The 16199-nt window shown below is 72.3% G+C and carries 12 protein-coding genes; 7 read left to right on the forward strand and 5 right to left on the reverse strand.

Annotated features, from left to right (window positions below; translation table 11 throughout):
* Nucleotides 1-240: 240 nt before the first annotated feature.
* A complete protein-coding gene (locus ACGFSC_RS23060; protein ID WP_359899907.1) occupies nt 241-1872 on the reverse strand; it encodes a M4 family metallopeptidase in 1632 nt (543 codons plus the stop codon).
* A 498-nt stretch (nt 1873-2370) separates the two neighbouring features.
* Here ACGFSC_RS23060 and ACGFSC_RS23065 point away from each other — a divergent pair, with 498 nt between their 5' ends.
* From ACGFSC_RS23065 to ACGFSC_RS23075, 3 genes are all read left to right on the forward strand, one after another.
* The gene (locus tag ACGFSC_RS23065) at nt 2371-2907 is read left to right on the forward strand and encodes a MarR family transcriptional regulator (RefSeq protein ID WP_359899905.1); all 537 of its coding nucleotides are present in this window, start codon (nt 2371-2373) and stop codon (nt 2905-2907) included.
* A 76-nt stretch (nt 2908-2983) separates the two neighbouring features.
* A complete protein-coding gene (locus tag ACGFSC_RS23070) occupies nt 2984-3325 on the forward strand; it encodes a DUF3817 domain-containing protein (protein WP_359899903.1) in 342 nt (113 codons plus the stop codon).
* A gap of 207 nt (nt 3326-3532) precedes the next feature.
* Nucleotides 3533-5218 (forward strand): methylmalonyl-CoA mutase family protein, encoded by a 1686-nt coding sequence (locus tag ACGFSC_RS23075; RefSeq protein WP_359899901.1) that lies wholly within the window; start codon nt 3533-3535, stop codon nt 5216-5218.
* A 70-nt stretch (nt 5219-5288) separates the two neighbouring features.
* On the opposite strand, the gene ACGFSC_RS23080 is transcribed toward ACGFSC_RS23075, so the two are convergent.
* Entirely contained in the window at nt 5289-5840 is a 552-nt protein-coding gene (locus ACGFSC_RS23080; protein WP_359900018.1) for a TetR/AcrR family transcriptional regulator, read from the reverse strand.
* A gap of 539 nt (nt 5841-6379) precedes the next feature.
* On the opposite strand from ACGFSC_RS23080, the gene ACGFSC_RS23085 reads away from it, so the two are divergent.
* The 4 genes from ACGFSC_RS23085 (at nt 6380) to ACGFSC_RS23100 (ending at nt 10988) form a co-directional block, all read left to right on the forward strand.
* On the forward strand, nt 6380-7372 hold the full coding sequence (locus tag ACGFSC_RS23085) for a tetratricopeptide repeat protein (RefSeq protein WP_359899899.1): 993 nt from the start codon (nt 6380-6382) through the stop codon (nt 7370-7372).
* A gap of 700 nt (nt 7373-8072) precedes the next feature.
* Nucleotides 8073-8735 carry a DUF6230 family protein gene (locus tag ACGFSC_RS23090; RefSeq protein ID WP_359899897.1) on the forward strand — a complete coding sequence of 221 codons (663 nt, stop codon included), beginning with the start codon at nt 8073-8075 and terminating at the stop codon, nt 8733-8735.
* Nucleotides 8736-8865: 130 nt separating this feature from the next.
* A complete protein-coding gene (locus ACGFSC_RS23095; protein ID WP_359899895.1) occupies nt 8866-9555 on the forward strand; it encodes a DUF6114 domain-containing protein in 690 nt (229 codons plus the stop codon).
* A complete protein-coding gene (locus ACGFSC_RS23100) occupies nt 9552-10988 on the forward strand; it encodes a hypothetical protein (protein WP_359899894.1) in 1437 nt (478 codons plus the stop codon). The genes ACGFSC_RS23095 and ACGFSC_RS23100 overlap by 4 nt, the downstream gene beginning before the upstream one ends.
* Nucleotides 10989-11091: 103 nt before the next feature.
* Here the strand turns inward: ACGFSC_RS23100 and pyk are convergent, their stop codons facing one another.
* The 3 genes from pyk to pta form a co-directional block, all read right to left on the reverse strand.
* Nucleotides 11092-12519 carry a pyruvate kinase gene (gene pyk, locus ACGFSC_RS23105; protein WP_359899892.1) on the reverse strand — a complete coding sequence of 476 codons (1428 nt, stop codon included), beginning with the start codon at nt 12517-12519 and terminating at the stop codon, nt 11092-11094.
* Between the two features lie 94 nt (nt 12520-12613).
* Nucleotides 12614-13837: an acetate kinase gene (locus ACGFSC_RS23110; protein WP_359899890.1), complete on the reverse strand. Its 1224-nt coding sequence runs from the start codon at nt 13835-13837 to the stop codon at nt 12614-12616.
* A 73-nt stretch (nt 13838-13910) separates the two neighbouring features.
* Nucleotides 13911-16070 (reverse strand): phosphate acetyltransferase, encoded by a 2160-nt coding sequence (pta, locus tag ACGFSC_RS23115; protein WP_359899888.1) that lies wholly within the window; start codon nt 16068-16070, stop codon nt 13911-13913.
* Nucleotides 16071-16199: the final 129 nt, after the last annotated feature.

The following is a 16199-nucleotide window of genomic DNA, read 5'->3' on the forward strand; positions in this document are numbered from 1 at the left end:
CGGGACTTGGTCAGAAGCATGACAATCGTTGGCAGGGATGGACAGGGTGCCTCCGGGGATTGGCCAGGAACCGCCAATCCCGGTACGGATGGTTCGGTTGCCGCCCGCTGCCCGGTTTCGGCGGTTCGTCCCCCTGGCGGGACTCCGCCAGCCGCCCGGCCTTGACAGCCCTCCGCAACGGCCGGACGCCCGGGCCCTCCCCATGGAGGTCCCGGGCGTCCGGTGCGCCTGTGCGGTGCGTCAGTTGACGTTGACGGCGCTCCAGGTGGCGGCGACGGCGCTGTACTCGGCGCTGCTCGCGCCGTACAGGTCGGCGGCGGCCTTGAGGGTGCCGGTGCGGGCGCCCGCGTAGTTGGTGGTGGAGGTGAAGTAGGTGGTCAGCGCGCGGTACCAGATCTGCGCGGCCTTGTCCCGGCCGATGCCGGCGAGGGTCGAGCCGTTGGAGGTCGGGCTGTTGTAGCTGACGCCGTTGATCGTCTTGGCGCCGCTGCCCTCGGACAGCAGGTAGAAGAAGTGGTTGGCGACGCCGGACGAGTAGTGGACGTCCTTGTTGCCGACGGTGGAGGACCAGTAGTCGGCCGAGGCACCGTCCTTGGACGGCTTGTCCATGTAGCGCAGCGGGGTGCCGTCGCCGTTGATGTTGATCAGCTCGCCGATGAGGTAGTCCGGCTTGTCGGCGGGCAGGTTGGCGTAGAACTCGACCATGGTGCCGAAGATGTCCGAGGTGGCCTCGTTGAGGCCGCCGGACTCGCCCGAGTAGTTGAGGTTGGCGGTGGCGGAGGTGACGCCGTGGCTCATCTCGTGGCCGGCCACGTCCAGCTCGGTCAGCGGGTGGGTGTTGCTCGTGCCGTCGCCGTAGGTCATGCAGAAGCAGGAGTCGTCCCAGAACGCGTTGACGTAGTTGGAGCCGTAGTGGACCCGGCTCGCGGCGCCGACGCCGTTGTTCTTGATGCCGTTGCGGCCGAAGGTGTTCTTGTAGAAGTCCCAGGTCGCCGCGGCGCCGTACTGGGCGTCGACCGCGGCGGACTCCGCGTTGGAGGCCAGGCCGTTGCCGAAGCTGTTGGTGGTCTTGGCGACCAGGGTGCCGGAGCCGGAGGTCTTGCCCTTCAGGGTGTAGGTGGCCTGCCCGCCGCGGCTCGCGTCCTTGAGCTGGTAGCTCGAACCGCTCTGGGTGGTGGTCAGCGGGACGGTGCCGACGAAGACGCCCTTGCCGGTGCCGGAGGCGGTCCGGACCTGCTCGTGGCTGGAGAGCACCTGGCCGCTCGCCGCGTCGGTGACCAGCAGCTGGCGGCTCGGGGTGCCGTCGGCACGCAGGCCCTCGACCGTGGTGCGGTAGGCCAGGCGCGGGCTGCCGTCGGCGGCCCAGACGACCAGTTCGGCCTTGCCGGCCTGGTGGACCTCGGTCAGCGGGGACTCGTCCTCGTCGGCGGCGATGCCCACGGTGGACTGCACGGCGCCGGTCGCCTGGGCGGCGGCCTGGTCGGCGGGGATCTGCGGGGTGAGGCTCGGCACCGCGAGGGTCGCGCCGGTCGCCTTGTCCACGGAGGTGGTCGAGCCGTCGGCCTTCTGGTGCACCACCAGGTCCCCGCCCAGGACCGGGAGGCCGGCCAGGGTGCGCTCGTAGCGCAGGTGGCGGGTGCCGTCGGCGTCCACCACGGCGTCCTTGGCCACCAGTTGCTCCTGGCCGCCCAGGGCCAGGGCGTGCGCCACCTTGCCGGCCTGGCCGTTCGCCAGGGCGATCAGGTCGGCACGCTGCTGCGCGCCCTGGGACTGCGGGGCGGGGTCCGCGACGGCCACGGCGCTCACCTGGACGACGCCGGTGATCAGGGCGGTGGCGGAGAGTACGGCGACTGCGGCGAGCTTTCGCTTCACGAACGAGTCCTTCCGGGAAACCGCGAACGGACGCGGTCGCGCGGCGTTCCGGGGGGCCGGGCCGGCACCTGAGGGGCGGAACGAGCGCTGACGTGCAGGTCCCCGTGCGGTCGGAGCGGCTGTGCCACCGGTGGGTGGGGGTGGTGGCTACCGAACGGGGTTGGCCGAAAGCATGACAATCGAGCAAATCAAATGACAGGTCTTGCTCATGAATTGGCCAAGTCCCGCCACGGCCGGGGAATGTGAACGGGCGGACGAAAGGGGTGAATCGCCCGGCCTCGCAGCGGGTTGCTGTCCGAACCGAGGCCTGGTGGCACGGCGCCGGGCCGATCGGGGGTCAACCCCGGTGCGCCGGGAGCCCGTTGTCGCGCGTTCACATCGACGCAATGTCCTGGTATGGACCTGGCCGTCCGATTGGCGGGTTCCCGCCACGTGTTGCGCTTGTCCACCATCAGGACGCCTGGTAACACGCGTCCCGTCCGCCGGTACGGTAAGGAGGTGGCCAAGCCCCTCGCTCTCGACTTCGACCCGATCGCCCGCGCCGACGAGCTGTGGACCCGCCGCTGGGGCGCAGTCCCCTCGATGGCGGCGATCACCTCGGTCATGCGCGCCCACCAGATCCTGCTCTCCCGGGTGGACGCGGTGCTCAAGCCGTACGGGCTGACCTTCGCCCGCTACGAGGCCCTGGTGCTGCTGACCTTCAGCCGGACCGGCGAGCTCTCGCTCTCCAAGATCGGCGAGCGGCTCATGGTCCACCCGACCAGCGTCACCAACACCGTCGACCGCCTGGAGCGGGCCGGTCTGGTCGCCCGCCGGCCCAATCCGCTGGACGGCCGCGGCGTGCTGGCCACGATCACCGGGCGCGGCCGCGAGGTGGTCGAGGAGGCGACCGGGCGGCTGATGGCGATGGAGTTCGGGCTGGAGGAGTACGGCGAGGAGCAGTGCCGCCAGGTCTTCGATCTGCTCAGGCCGCTGAGGGTGGCCGCCGGCGACTTCACCGATCCGGGCGAGGGGGCTGCGAAGGGGACGGCGTGAGGGCGGCTACCCTCGTTGGAGCGGTGCGCGGATCCGGGCGTACCGGCCGATGCCGCCGAGCGACGCGAGGAAGATCATGAAGGCGACCCCCCTGCTGGGCTGGTACCGGGCCCTGGCCGTTGCGACCGGTGTGGCGCTGCTGGTGTTCTGCGGCTTCATGGTCGCGAAGTACGGCTTCGGCGCGGCCGAGGACGTGACCACGTACGTCGCGATGCTGCACGGCTACCTCTACATCGGGTACTTCGTGGTGACCTTCCTGCTCGGGCAGAAGCTGAAGTGGCCGATGGGCCGGCTGGTGCTGACCCTGGCGGCGGGCTGCATCCCCTTCCTCTCCTTCGTCTTCGAGCGCAAGGTGGCCCGCGAGGCCGCCGAGAAGCTCCCGGCGGGCGGCGCCGCCCGCCAGCCGGCCGGGGTCTGAGCCCCGCCGCCCGCGCCGCCGAGAGCGCCCCTCCCCGATCAAGGGGGAGGGGCGCTCTCGGCGTTTCGTGGGCCTTCGGAGTGGATTCCGGGCCGTGCGGGCGGTCGTCCATCGACAAGTACTAGGACGTCCGAGTAAATTGTTAGGACGTCCTACTAGTTGTGCCGCCCGTCGCCGTGGCGGCCGTACGGAGCGGAGTTCGGGGTCATGGACGCCGAGGAGATCGAGCGCGGCCGGCAGCGTTGGCAGCAGCGGTACGACAAGGCCCGCAAGCGGGACGCGGACTTCACCACCCTCTCCGGTGACGAGGTCGAGCCGGTCTACGGCCCGCCCGCCGGGCAGGCCCACGAGGGCTTCGAGCGGATCGGCTGGCCGGGCGAGTATCCGTACACCCGCGGCCTGCACCCGACCGGCTACCGGGGCCGCACCTGGACCATCCGCCAGTTCGCCGGCTTCGGCAACGCCCAGCAGACCAACGAGCGCTACCGGATGATCCTGGACGCCGGCGGCGGCGGCCTCTCGGTCGCCTTCGACATGCCCACCCTGATGGGCTACGACTCGGACGACCCGAAGTCGCTCGGCGAGGTCGGCCACTGCGGCGTGGCCATCGACTCGGCCGCCGACATGGAGGTGCTGTTCGACGGCATCCCGCTCGGCGAGGTCACCACCTCGATGACGATCAGCGGCCCGGCCGTGCCGGTCTTCTGCATGTACCTGGTCGCCGCCGAGCGCCAGGGCGTGGACCCGGCGGTGCTCAACGGCACCCTCCAGACGGACATCTTCAAGGAGTACATCGCGCAGAAGGAGTGGCTCTTCGCCCCCGAGCCGCACCTGCGCCTGATCGGCGACCTGATGGCCTACTGCGCCGAGGGCATCCCCGCGTACAAGCCGCTGTCGGTCTCCGGCTACCACATCCGCGAGGCCGGGGCGACGGCCGCGCAGGAGCTGGCGTACACCCTCGCGGACGGCTTCGGCTACGTCGAGCTGGGCCTGTCCCGCGGCCTGGACGTGGACGTCTTCGCGCCCGGCCTGTCCTTCTTCTTCGACGCGCACCTGGACTTCTTCGAGGAGATCGCCAAGTTCCGCGCCGCGCGCCGGATCTGGGCCCGCTGGATGCGCGACCGCTTCGGTGCCAAGACCGACAAGGCGCAGTGGCTGCGCTTCCACACCCAGACCGCCGGCGTCTCGCTGACCGCGCAGCAGCCGTACAACAACGTGGTCCGCACCGCCGTGGAGGCACTGGCCGCGGTGCTCGGCGGCACCAACTCGCTGCACACCAACGCCCTGGACGAGACCCTGGCGCTGCCCTCCGAGCAGGCCGCCGAGATCGCCCTGCGCACCCAGCAGGTGCTGATGGAGGAGACCGGCGTCGCCAACGTGGCCGACCCGCTGGGCGGTTCCTGGTACGTCGAGGCGCTGACCGACCGGATCGAGCAACAGGCCGAGGCGATCTTCCAGCGGATCCTCGACAAGGGCCGCGAGGACCACGAGATCGGCCCGATCACCTCCGGCATCCTGCGCGGCATCGAGGAGGGCTGGTTCACCGGGGAGATCGCCGAGGCGGCCTTCCAGTACCAGCAGTCGGTGGAGAAGGGCGACAAGCGCGTGGTCGGCGTCAACTGCCACCCGCGCAGCGTCACCCCCGAGCTGGAGATCCTGCGGGTCAGCCACGAGGTCGAGCGCGAGCAGGTCCGGGCGCTGGGCGAGCGCAAGGCGGCCCGGGACGAGGCGGCCGTCCGCGCCGGGCTGGACGCCATGCTGGCGGCGGCCCGCTCGGGCGAGTCGATGATCCCGCCGATGCTGGACGCGGTGCGCGCCGAGGCGACGCTGGGCGAGATCTGCAACGCGCTGCGGCAGGAGTGGGGGACGTACCAGGAGAACGCGATGTTCTGAGGCCGAGGCCGCGGCCGGAGCGGAGCCGCCGTACGGGACCGGGATCCCGTACGGCGGCTCCGCCGTGCGCTCAGCCGGCGAGCAGCGGTCCGAGCAGCAGGTCGGTGAAGCGGCGGGTCCACTCCGGGGTGATCGGCTCGCCGCTGACCAGGACGCGGTGCTCGACGGTGCCGGCGATGGTGTCGAAGATGATGTCGACCTCCTCGCGGGCCGAGTCGGCGTCGCAGTCCGCCCCGAGTTCTCCGCGTGCCTGGGCGGCCGCCCGGCCCTGGCGGACCAGCCGCTTCTGCGGATCCACGATGGACTCGCGGATCCGGCGCCGCAGCTGGCGGTCGCGGGTCCCCTCGGCGAACAGCGCGAGCAGCGCGGCCTGGGTCTCCGGGCGGGCCAGCAGATCGGCGAACTGGGCCACCACGGCCTCGATGTCGGCCCGCAGGCTGCCGAGGTCGGGCATCACCAGGTCGTCGAAGAGGGTGGCGACGGCGTCCACCACGAGCTCGTTCTTGGACGGCCAGCGGCGGTAGAGGGTGGTCTTGGCGACCCCGGCGCGGCTCGCCACGTGGCCCATGGTCAGTCCGCCCCAGCCGAGTTCGGCCAGCGCCTCGCGGGTGGCGTCGAGGATCGCGCGGTCGGCGGCGGCGCTGCGGGGGCGGCCCTTGGCCCGGGCGGCGCCCGCGGGTTCCGGGGTGGCGGCGGCCCGGTGGGGGGCCGCGCCGGCCGGGTCGGGGCAGGTCCGGGCCGTGGGCTCGGCGCGCTCCACGCTGTCCGGGCTCGCTGGGGGCTGGGCGGCCGGCACCGGGCCTCCTCGCGCTTTACTGGTAAGTAACTTGGGTGGGGTTGGTAACGGTAGCGACTGTTCGCCCGTTCGGGCAGCGGGGCGGCCCGGGAAAGTGGGGCAGGTCACGTCCCCGAACCGCCGGTGGGGCTTGCGGGCGGGGCACCGGCTCCAGTTACGCTACGACTCGTAGCGAAAGCAGTGACAACCAGGCGCCGCGTCCCGTGGGACGGGAGCGGCGCGGGCGCGGGTGGGGATCCGCGCCGAACGGTCCAGGCTACCGGGGGAGCGGCACCGCGCCCGGAATTCCGCGCCGCGCGGTCCGCGCGGGGCGACTTTCCGGAGGATGGTGCCCGCGAGCAGCGCGGACGGGGGAGGATGGTGCCATGCAGCCACGGAATTCGCGTCTCAACAGCTCCGCCCTGCGCGGCGCGGTCGACCTCGCCGCAGTGAAGGCGGCCGGCGAAGCCGCCCAGAAGGCCGAGCAGGCCCGGGCCGAGCGGGCCCGACAGGCGGCCGCCGCCGATTCGGCCGGAGCCGCCCCCGCCCAGTCCGCCCACCAGCTCGTCATCGACGTCACCGAGGACACCTTCGAGACCGAGGTCGTCCAGCGCTCCACCGAGGTGCCGGTCGTCATCGACTTCTGGGCCGAGTGGTGCGGGCCCTGCAAGCAGCTGAGCCCGATCCTGGAGGACCTGGCCGAGGAGTACGCCGGCCGCTTCGTGCTCGCCAAGATCGACGTGGACGCCAACCAGCTGCTCTCCCAGCAGTTCGGCATCCAGGGCATCCCGGCCGTGATGGCCGTGGTGGCCGGCCAGCTGGTGCCGCTGTTCCAGGGCGCGGAGAGCGCCGCCAACATCCGCAAGATCCTGGACCAGCTGATCCTGGTCGCCGAGCAGCGCTTCGGCGTGGCCGGCGGCGCGGCCGTCCCGGGCGGGGCCGAGGCCGCCGCGCCGCAGCGTCCCGAGGACCCGGCGCTGTCCGCCGCGCACGACGCGCTGGACTCCGGTGACCTGGGCGGTGCCATCCGGGCGTACCAGAACGTGCTGATCGAGCAGCCGGGCAACACCGAGGCCAAGCTGGGCCTGGCCCAGGCCGAGCTGCTGAAGCGGATCGAGGGCCTGGACCTCCAGGCCGTCCGGGCGGCCGCCGCCGCCGACCCGAAGGACGTCGAGGCCCAGCTCAAGGCGGCCGACCTGGACCTGGTCGGCGGTCACGTCGAGGACGCCTTCGGGCGTTTGGTGACCACCGTCGGGCGGACGGCCGGTGAGGACCGGGACGCCGCCCGGCTGCGCCTGCTGGAGCTGTTCGAGGTGATCGGCGTGGAGGACCCGCGGGTCGTCGCGGCCCGTACGGCGCTGGCGCGCGTGCTGTTCTGAGTCCGGATCAGGCCCGCCGTCTGGCACGGCGGATGACCTGCGGTGTCGCTGGGGATTTGGCGACAATCCGGTCAACCGAACAGAGGTTTACCAAATCTTGATTTCACCCGCGGGTGGTCACCATGTGTGACCACCCGCGGGTGTTTCGCTGGTGTTTCCGGCGGATTTCGCCATCACGATTCCTTCAAGGCGTCACACAGGGTGCGGCTCGGGTCGATTTCATGATCAACGTCACCTGATGTTGCATTACCCGTCAGTAAGGAACCTCTTGTGCTTCGCCCTGGATTCAAGCACGATCGGCCACGCCCGGTCCCAGACTCCACCTCCGCCGACCCCGGTCGGCCACGCGGAGCGCGGGATCCCCACCGGGTGATCCGCCGGCCCCGGCCGGCGGGAGGGAGGGCAGGGGGGTATCCGCGGTCCCACGGCGGTTCCTGTCCTTCGACCGGCCGCGCGGCCCTGCGCGGTCGCTGGTTGTCGCTCGGGGGTGATCGCCGATGTCGTCGGTCCTGCCCGCCGCCCCGCAAGGTCGGCCGGTGCTCGGACGGGACGCCCGCTGCACGCGGGTCGCTCCCGCGTCCGACGACGCCCAAGGCGCTCTCCGCTACCGAGGACGTAGCTCTCTCCCATCCCAGGCCCCCACCGGTGCGGGACGCACCGCCGGGGAGCCGGAGATGTACGTCCTAGAAGGAGGACTCGCATGTCCCAGACCTACGGCAAGACCCGCTGGAAGCGCTTCGCCCTGGTGATGGTGCCGAGCGTCGCGGCCACCGCGATGGTCGGCATCTCGATCGCCAACAACGCGCTGGCGGCTTCGTTCAGCGTGTCCGGCCAGAGCTTCAAGGTCACCACGCCGGAGCTGCACGGCAAGAACTTCGCCCAGTTCGGCTCGATCGACGCGGAGACGAACGGCACTCCGCACCCGGTCGCCGTCTCGGCCTTCGACGAGGCCACCATCAAGGGCCTCTGCCAGTCGGTGGTGACCGACCCCAACGTCATCCCCCACCTGCCGTGGAAGCTGCCCAAGATCGTCCTGCGCCTGGAGGCCGGCAACAGCGACGACGTCAACAAGCAGGTCTACGCCAAGAACCTGCTGATCGACCTCGACCAGCTGAACGCCGACGCCGAGTTCACCAACATCAACATCGGCCAGGACGCCTCGACCCTCAAGGGCTCGGCCACCCAGGGCTGGCAGTCCAAGCTCGGCGGCCTGCCGTCCGGGCAGACCGGCTTCGCCCAGGCCGCCGAGAAGGCCGACCTGTACAACGTGCAGCAGACCGCCTGGGCCACCTCGGCCGGCACCTTCAAGCTCCAGGGCCTGAAGCTCGCGCTGCACACCGACGGTTCCGGCGAGTGCTACTAAGCCGCTGACGGCGGCGGACCGGGCCCGGTCCGCCCGCCACGGCACCTGCGGGACCGGGGACGGTGCGTGCGCCGTCCCCGGATCCCGTGTCTCGTCCATCCCCTCGTTCACACCATCGAGGAGCTGCACCGTGTCCAGCGCCCTTGCCTCCTACCGGCCCGCCGAGCACGAGAACCCCGCCCAGTGGCTGCGCCGGGTGTTCCGTACGTTCCGCCGGACGCGGCCGTACTACGGCGGTCTGCTGGCCATGATCGCCGGCGTCCCGATCATGTACTTCCCGTACGCCAAGCTCTCGCTGGGCGGCATGACGGTGGCCATGGCCACCACGGCGGGTGCCGGGTCACTGATCATCGGCGTGCTGCTGGTGGTGCTCGGACTGACCGCGTGGTTCCAGCCGGCCGTGCGGGTCTTCGCCGGTATCGCCACCACCCTGCTGACGCTGGTCTCGATCCCGGTCTCCAACCTGGGGGGCTTCGGGCTGGCCCTGCTGCCGGGCCTGATCGGCGGCGGGCTGATGGTCTCCTGGGCCCCGCTGCCGGAGGCCGAGGCCGGAAAGGCCGCCAAGGGCCGGCGCCGGCGCCGGGCCGAGAGCGGCGCCGGGGACGCGGCGGCCGGGAGCGCCGTCGCGCAGAGCGTCGCCACCGAGCCGGACGCCGAGCCGAACGCCGAGCCGAACGCCGAGTCGAACGCCGAGCCGATCGCCGAGACCCGGACCGCTGCCGCGGCTGTCCCCGCGGCCGTTCCCGCGGCCGCCGAACCCGTCGCCGGAACCGCCGTCCCGAAGCAGGCCGGTGCCGTGGACCAGGAGGAGGCGCGGTGACCGGGCCGGCCGAGCAAGCCGACAACGGTACGACCGTTCCCGCGCAGCGCTCCGGCCGGCACGCGGCCCCGCGCACGCCCGCACGGGTCCGGCTGAGAGGCCGGGCGCTGGCGATGGCGGCGGTGCCGACCGCGCTGCTGATGGCCGCGGCCTACACGCCCAGCCCGGCGGTCGCCGAGTCCGCGGCGGGCAAGCCCTGCGGCACCGCTCCGGCCACCGTGCCGGACGTCGCGCCGATCGAGACGCCGGTGCCCAAGAGCGAGCTGCCGGAGCCGCCGCCGGGCCCGTCCACCGCGCCGAGCCAGGCCCCGACCACGGCGCCCCCGGCCGGTCCCTCGACCGACCCCGGCTCGGTGCCGACCCAGGTGCCGACCACCGTGCCCGCCCAGCAGCCCACCTCGCCGGTCAAGCCGTCGGCCGCCACCGCCCAGCCGTCCGTCGCCGGTTCCGCCGTCGCCGGTTCCGCCGTCGCCGGTTCCGCCGACACCGGCACGGCGGTCCGGACCGGCCTGATCGACGACCTGGTCGGCGGCATCAGCCACCTGCTGAACCCGAACTCCGCGCCGGGCCCGACGCCGGCCACCACACCGGCGGCCACCACGGCGCCGACCGCCCCGACCGCTCCGACGGCCCCGACCGCACCCGCCCCGAGCACGGGCGCCCCGGCCCAGCCCGCCCAGCCGCAGGCCCGGGCCGCCGCCCCGCAGGCCGAGCCGCCCGCGACCCGGCCGGCCGACGACGAGCCCTCGCCCACCGCCACGCCCACCGCCGCGCCGAGCGGCAAGGCGAGCGGCAGGCCGAAGCCCTCCACGACGCCGTCCGCGGACGCCTCGGCGACGCCCTCCGCCGGCGCCTCCGGCAGCCCGTCCGCCGCGCCCACCGAGAACCCCAACTGCGATGTGGACGCCCGGTCCCTGACCGCCGGCGCGCCCGCCCCCGGGCACGTCGTCCCGGAGCAGAACTGGACCCTGAAGACCAGCCGGCTCGCCCTGCACGGCGCGGCCTTCCACGGCGTCTACGACGTGAAGACCCCGACCGGCAGCAAGCGCGTCCTGAAGTTCGTGGTCGACAGCGTGGACATCGACAACCTCGACATGTCCACCCTGGAGGGCAACGGCGTCACCTTCCACGTCCAGGGCGCCCCGGGGTCCACCTCGACGATGCGCAAGGGCCCGGTCACCATGTACGTGGAGCGGCTGTCCGGCCACCTCTCCAAGGTGCTCGGCCTGCCGATCCTGATCGACCTGGGCGAGATCACCCTCACCCCGGACACCCTGCCGCGCTGGCTGTACGACCTGATCGGCGCCATCCCGATCCCGCTGGACCTGGAGCTGACCGGCGTCACCGCCAAGCAGGCCGGTCAGTTCGGCGGCACCCTGCGGATCCCCGGGATGCGCATGTTCAACGACGACGCCCCCTACAGCGACAAGTAGCGGCGACGGGCGGCGAGGGCGACGAGCGGCGTGCGCCGCAAGGCCCGTGGGGCGGCCCTCCGGAAGGAGGACCGCCCCACGGGCGTTCGGGTCGGGCGGGCGGTCACTCGCTCCGGGTGCCGAGGTGGTGCACCTGCACCATGTTGGTGGTGCCGGGGATGCCGACCGGGACACCGGCGGTGACGATGACGGTGTCGCCCTCGCCGAGCCGGCCCAGCTTCAGCAGCTCCCGGTCGACCTGCGCGACCATCGCGTCCGTGGTGGCCACCTGCTCCGTCACGTACGCCTCGACGCCCCAGCTCAGCGAGAGCTGGTTGCGGGTGGCGGTGTCCGGGGTGAAGGCGATCACCGGGATCGGCGAGCGGTAGCGGGACAGCCGGCGGGCGGTGTCACCGGACTTGGTGAAGGCGACCAGCGCCCTGCCGTCCAGGAAGTCGCCCAGCTCGCACGCGGCGCGGGCGACCGAGCCGCCCTGGGTGCGCGGCTTGCGGCCCGGGTTGAGCGGCTGGAGGCCCTGGGAGAGCAGCTCCTCCTCGGCCTTCTCGCAGATCCGGCTCATGGTGCGGACGGTCTCGACCGGGTACTTGCCGACGCTCGACTCGGCGGACAGCATGACCGCGTCGGCGCCGTCCAGGATGGCGTTGGCGACGTCGGAGACCTCGGCGCGGGTCGGGCGCGAGGCGTGGATCATCGACTCCATCATCTGGGTGGCGACGATGACCGGCTTGGCGTTGCGGCGGGCCAGGGTGACCAGCTGCTTCTGGACCAGCGGCACCCGCTCCAGCGGGTACTCCACGGCCAGGTCGCCGCGGGCGACCATGATGGCGTCGAAGGCGAGGACGATCTCCTCCATGGCCTCGACGGCCTGCGGCTTCTCGATCTTGGCGATGACCGGCACCCGGATGCCGACCTCGTCCATGACCTCGTGGACGTCCTTGACGTCGTCCGCGTTGCGGACGAAGGACAGGGCGATCATGTCGACGCCCAGGCGCAGCGCGAAGCGCAGGTCGTCCTTGTCCTTCTCGGACAGGGCGGGCACGTTCACGGCCGCGCCGGGCAGGTTGATGCCCTTGTTGTTCGAGAGCACGCCGCCCTCGACCACCACGGTCCTCACCCGCGGGCCGTCGACGCTGACGACCTCCAGGGCGATGACGCCGTCGTTGATCAGGATCGGGTCGCCGGGCTTCACGTCGCCGGGCAGGCCCTTGTAGGTGGTGCCGCAGATGTGCTGGTCACCGGGGACGTCCTCGGTGGTGATGGTGAACTCGTCGCCGTTGTCGACGGTCACCGGGCCGTTGGCGAAGGTCGCCAGACGGATCTTCGGACCCTGGAGGTCGGCCAGGACGCCGATGGCCTTGCCGGTGTCCTCCGAGACCTGGCGGACCTTGCGGTACCGCTCCTCGTGGTCCGCGTGGTTGCCGTGGCTCATGTTCAGTCGGGCGACGTTCATGCCCGCCTCGACGATGGCCTTCAGCTGTTCGTAGGAGTCCGTCGCCGGACCCAGGGTGCAGACAATTTTCGCTCGGCGCATATGGATCAGTCTATCCGTTCGTGTTATAGGTGCATTCGGCACGCACCGGGAGGAATCGCCGACGAAAAGTTCCGAGGAGTGAGACGGTTCCGTGTCAGTCCTCGGACTCCCGGCGTTCCCGGTGCACCAGGGCGAAGGCCTGTCGGGCGATCTCCAGCTCCTCGTCGGTGGGCACCACGGCGACCGCCACCCGGCCGTACTCGGGCGAGATGATCCGGGCCTCGCCGGACCGCACCGAGTTCAGCTCCGGGTCGACGGCGATGCCCAGTTCCTCCAGTCCCGCGGTGGCCGCCGCGCGCACCGGCGCCGCGTTCTCCCCGACGCCGGCGGTGAACGCGATCGCGTCCACCCGGCCGAGCACCGCGTAGTAGCCGCCGATGTACTTGCGCAGCCGGTGGACGTACGAGTCGAAGGCCAGCTTCGCGTCCGCGTCCCCCTCGTCGGCCCGGCGCATGATCCCGCGCATGTCGTTCTCGCCGCACAGCCCGCGCAGGCCGCTGCGGCGGTTGAGCAGGTCGTCGATCTCGTCCACCGAGAGGCCGCCGACCCGGTGCAGGTGGAACACCACGCCGGCGTCGATGTCGCCCGAGCGGGTGCCCATGACCAGGCCCTCCAGCGGGGTCAGGCCCATCGAGGTGTCCACGCAGCGGCCGCCGGCGACCGCCGAGGCGGAGGCGCCGTTGCCCAGGTGCAGCACGATCACGTTGACCTCGGCCGGGTCCTTGCCGAGCAGCCGCGCGGTGGCCCGCGAGACGTACTGGTGCGAGGTGCCGTGGAAGCCGTAGCGGCGCACCCGGTGCCGGTCGGCGACGGCCTTGTCGATCGCGTACCGGGCCGAGTACTCGGGCATCGAGGCGTGGAAGGCGGTGTCGAAGACGGCCACCTGGGGGAGGTCGGGGCGCAGCGCGCGGGCCACCTCGATGCCGGTGATGTTGGCCGGGTTGTGCAGCGGGGCGACCGGGATCAGCCGGCGGATCTCCCGGAGCACGTCGTCGGTGATCACGGTCGGCTCGGTGAACCGCAGGCCGCCGTGCACCACCCGGTGGCCGATCGCGGCCAGCTCGGGGGAGTCCAGCCCGAGGCCGTCGGCGGACAGCTCCTCGGCGACGGCCTTGAGCGCGCCGGCGTGGTCCGGGAAGACCTGGACGGTCTCGCGCGCCTCGCCGCCGCGCGGGGTGTGCACCAGCCGCCCGCCGGTCTCACCGATCCGCTCGACCAGCCCGGCGGCCAGCTTGGCCCCGTCCAGCATGTCGATCAGCTGGTACTTCACCGACGAGGAGCCGGCGTTCAGCACGAGAACGCGGGTGCCTCCACTCATGCGGCCACCTCGCAGCGCTCGGCGGTCGCTTCGCGAAACACGCACCTACCGATGACTCGCTCGCTGCGCTCGCTCATGCGACGGGCTCCTTGCTGTCCTGGGACTGGATGGCGGTGATCGCGACGGTGTTGACGATGTCCTGCACCAGCGCCCCGCGGGAGAGGTCGTTGACGGGCTTGCGCAGCCCCTGGAGCACCGGCCCGACCGCGACCGCGCCGGCCGAACGCTGGACCGCCTTGTACGTGTTGTTGCCCGTGTTGAGGTCCGGGAAGATCAGCACGGTGGCCCGCCCGGCGACCGGGGAGCCCGGCAGCTTGGTGGCCGCGACGTGGGCGTCCACCGCCGCGTCGTACTGGATCGGGCCCTCGACCAGGATGTCCGGCCGCAGCTCGCGGACCAGCTCGGTGGCCTTGCGGACCTTGTCGACGTCGGCGCCGGAGCCGGAGGTGCCGGTCGAGTACGAGAGCATCGCGACCCGCGGCTCCACCCCGAACTGGGCGGCGGTGGCGGCCGATTGGATGGCGATGTCGGCCAGCTGCTGGGCGTCCGGGTCCGGGTTGACGGCGCAGTCGCCGTACACCAGCACCCGGTCGGCCAGGCACATGAAGAAGACCGAGGAGACGATCGAGGCGCCCGGCGAGGTCTTGATCACCTCGAAGGCGGGCCGGATGGTGGCGGCGGTGGAGTGCGCCGCGCCGGAGACCATGCCGTCCGCGATGCCCTCCTGGACCATCAGGGTGCCGAAGTACGAGACGTCGGTGACGACGTCCAGCGCCAGCTCGACGGTCATCCCCTTGTGGGCGCGCAGCTTCGCGTACAGCTCGGCGAACTGGCGGCGCAGCGGGCTGGTGGCCGGGTCGACGATCCGCACCTGGGCCCGGTCGGCGGCCGGGTTCCCCCCGGCCTGGTGACCGGGAGCCGTGCCCGCGTCGGGGAGGGCGATGCTCAGGGCCGAGGCCTTGCGGCGGACGGCGTCCACGTCGCCGAGCAGGGTGAGGTCGCAGATGTTGCGGCGCAGCAGGATCTCGGCGGCGCGCAGCACCCGCTCCTCGGTGCCCTCGGGCAGGACGACGTGCCGGCGGGCGCCGCGGGCGCGCTCCAGCAGCTCGTGCTCGAACATCATCGGGGTGACCCGGTCGGACCGGCCGACCTCGATCAGGTTGGTCAACTCGGCGGTGTCGACGTGCAGTTCGAAGAGGCCGAGGGCGATCTCGGCCTTCCGGGGGCTGGCCGGGGTGAGCTTGCCCTCCAGGTGGGTCAGATGGGCGGCGGTGGGCCAGCTGCCCTCGGGGACGACGGCGACCGGGGTGCCGGGGGCGAGCCGGGCGGCCAGTGCCATCACGTTGGGGCCGGGGTGCTGGCCGAGCGTCAGCAGTACGCCGGCGATCGGCGGGGCGCCGGCGGCGTGCGCGGCCAGCGAGCCGATCACCAGGTCGGCGCGGTCCCCGGGGGTGACCACCAGCGCGCCTTCGGTCAGCGCTTCCAGGAAGGTCGGCAGCATGGCGCCGCCGAAGACGTAGCCGCGCACGTCCCGGGCGAGGCCGGCGGCGTCCCCGATCAGCACCTCGGCGCCGGTCGCCTCGACCAGCTGGGCGACGGTGGGCGCGGCCAGGGCCGGCTCCTCCGGGATGACGTAGGCGGGGATCGGCAGCTTCTCGGTGAGGGTGCTCCGGATCCGCTGCTCGGCGCCGGGGGAGACCCGGTTGGCGATCATCGCGAGGGTCTGGCAGCCGAGGTCGGTGTACGCCCGGTGGGCGTTGCGGACCTCGGCGATGACCGTCTCGGCGTCCGCGCCGTGCCCGCCGACCACGGGCAGCACGGCGGCGCCGAACTCGTTGGCCAGGCGGGCGTTGAAGGCCAGTTCGTCCGGGATGCTGGTGTCGGAGAAGTCGGTGCCGAGCACCAGCACGGCCTGGCAGCGCCGCTCCAGCGCGTGGAAGCGGTCGACCAGGACGGAGACCAGCTCGTCCTGTCCCATGGCGGCCTGGAGCGCGGCGGCCTCCTCGTAGGTGAGGCCGTACAGCTCGGTGCTCGGCAGGTCGATCCGGTAGCGGCCGTGCAGCAGCTCGACCACGTGGTCGGAGCCCGGCCGCCCGGGCGCGGCGGCGTGCACCAGTGGGCGGAACACCCCGACCCGGTCCACCTGGCGGGTGAGCAGTTCCATGACCCCGAGTTCGACCGCCTGGCGGCCGTCCCCCCGGTCGATACCGGTCACGTACACGCTGCGCGCCACGTGGGTGTCTCCGTCCCGTCGTCTCGGAAAGTGGTCATATCGACCATACCTTCGCACCCCGAACGGCCGTCCGCGAGCAGAACGGCGGGGTTCGGGCAAGGGGCGGAGGTCCCTCCCGGGTGCCCGCCC

The sequence above is a fragment of the Kitasatospora sp. NPDC048715 genome (assembly GCF_043198905.1).
GTDB classification, from domain to species: Bacteria; Actinomycetota; Actinomycetes; order Streptomycetales; family Streptomycetaceae; genus Kitasatospora; species Kitasatospora lactacystinica.

Excerpts from the sequence above, each read along its gene's own strand:
- ACGFSC_RS23075 (WP_359899901.1), top strand. The coding sequence starts at position 3,533 with ATGGACGCCGAGGAGATCGAGCGCGGCCGGCAGCGTTGGCAGCAGCGG.
- ACGFSC_RS23070 (WP_359899903.1), top strand. The coding sequence starts at position 2,984 with ATGAAGGCGACCCCCCTGCTGGGCTGGTACCGGGCCCTGGCCGTTGCG.
- ACGFSC_RS23110 (WP_359899890.1), bottom strand. The coding sequence starts at position 13,837 with ATGAGTGGAGGCACCCGCGTTCTCGTGCTGAACGCCGGCTCCTCGTCG.
- pyk (WP_359899892.1), bottom strand. The coding sequence starts at position 12,519 with ATGCGCCGAGCGAAAATTGTCTGCACCCTGGGTCCGGCGACGGACTCC.
- ACGFSC_RS23090 (WP_359899897.1), top strand. The coding sequence starts at position 8,073 with ATGTCCCAGACCTACGGCAAGACCCGCTGGAAGCGCTTCGCCCTGGTG.
- ACGFSC_RS23085 (WP_359899899.1), top strand. The coding sequence starts at position 6,380 with ATGCAGCCACGGAATTCGCGTCTCAACAGCTCCGCCCTGCGCGGCGCG.